Annotated in this window: 2 protein-coding genes; both read left to right on the forward strand. The window is 41.2% G+C overall.

Going from position 1 to position 1173, the window contains the following annotated elements; translation table 11 throughout:
* Positions 1-318, forward strand: a 318-nt coding sequence (locus RJP21_RS30965) for a transposase (RefSeq protein WP_310862613.1), incomplete at its 5' end; no start/stop codon positions are given.
* 5 nt (positions 319-323) lie between these two features.
* Positions 324-1173, forward strand: an 850-nt coding sequence (locus tag RJP21_RS30970) for an IS3 family transposase (RefSeq protein ID WP_310862614.1), incomplete at its 3' end; no start/stop codon positions are given.

The following is a 1173-nucleotide window of genomic DNA, read 5'->3' on the forward strand; positions in this document are numbered from 1 at the left end:
ATGGCCAGAGTCCAACACACACATTCAACTGAATCGAAATATAAAGCTGTTCAGATGTACCTCGAACATGGCTTCGGATATAAGCGAGTCGCGAAAGAGTTGGGTATTCCAGAAGCCTCTATAAGGCGCTGGGTCAAATTTTATGAGAATGAAGGCATGTCGGGGCTTGAAGAGAAACGCGGGAAATCAAAGGGCATTAACAAAGGTAGGCCAAGAAAGAACCCGTTAAGCCCTGAAGAGGAATTCATTAGATTACGTGCGGAGAATGAATACTTAAAAAAGCTCTGGTCACTACAAAGGGGGCGAAGCAAACTGTAAGTAGAATCGCTGAGTATGTCGTCATAGAGCAGTTGGCAATTGCGGGATACAGGATCTCAATGCTTTGTAGAATCGCTCAAGTTTCTAGGAGTGGATATTACAAATGGAGACGAAGACGTCATACGTTCTTACCTAAACAACTAGAGGATCAAACTCTAAAGGAGAAGATTTTAGAGGGCCATCAGCGCCTCAGAGGCATACTAGGCTACCCAAGGATGCAAATATGGCTAAATAAAACGTACGGATTACATGTAAACCACAAAAGGGTTTATCGCTTAATGAAACAGATGGGTATACAAGCACAAATCCGAAAGAAGAAAAGGTTTTATGGTAAAAAGGAGGCTTACGTAGTATCCGATAATTTGTTGAACAGAGAGTTCCATGCGGACCGTCCGAATCAGAAGTGGGTCACTGATATTACTTATATTCCGTACAACCAGAAAAACCTCTATCTCTCTACCATTTACGATCTTTATAACAACGAAATCATTGCGTTCCACATAAGCACCAAAAATGACTTAGCACTTGTGACTGATACATTGGAAAAGGCTCGAGGTGTCCGTAAAACAAAAGGAGTTCTCCTCCATAGTGACCAAGGATATCAATACACTTCCAGACGCTTCAGCAAACTTCTAAAGCAATACAAAATGAAATCCAGTATGTCTAGAAAGGGTAAATGTTTGGATAATGCCTGCATGGAGAGTTTCTTTGGACATTTCAAATCAGAATGTTTATACCTTCAATCATTTGAGTCGGAAGAAGCGCTCATCACCGGTATTCATGAATACATACGGTTTTACAATTACGACAGGTTCCAAGCAAAACTAAACAACCTTAGTCCTGTGGAGTACCGAA

This window comes from Paenibacillus sp. VCA1, assembly GCF_031583795.1.
In the GTDB taxonomy this organism is placed as follows: Bacteria; Bacillota; Bacilli; order Paenibacillales; family Paenibacillaceae; genus Paenibacillus_AQ; species Paenibacillus_AQ albilobatus.